This is a genomic window from Paenibacillus sp. OSY-SE (genome assembly GCF_000283315.1).
In the GTDB taxonomy this organism is placed as follows: domain Bacteria; phylum Bacillota; class Bacilli; order Paenibacillales; family Paenibacillaceae; genus Paenibacillus_B; species Paenibacillus_B profundus.
The window spans coordinates 1-218 of record NZ_ALKF01000085.1; the positions used below are offsets into that span (position 1 = coordinate 1).

At 37.2% G+C, this 218-nt stretch carries 1 protein-coding gene; it reads right to left on the reverse strand.

What is annotated here, in order from left to right; genetic code table 11:
* Window positions 1-121 (reverse strand): NAD(P)H-binding protein (locus tag A372_RS35760; RefSeq protein WP_157259374.1); only part of this gene is annotated, 121 nt, incomplete at its 3' end.
* Between the last annotated feature and the right edge of the window lie 97 nt (window positions 122-218).

Sequence of the window (218 nt, forward strand, 5' to 3'; positions counted from 1 at the left end):
GATTATCCGTTACTTTAGCTGGGTCACGGACGATGGCGGTTACTTCATGCCCTCTGTCTAATGCTTCTTTTACGATATTACTTCCTGCTTTACCGCCTGCACCAATAACTGCAATTTTCATAATAGAATAGCCTCCTGCAAAATAATTTGGATGATTTATTGGCTTAATTCATGCGTTGTATGATGTTCATACTTGAACCTTAATATGTAACAATTAT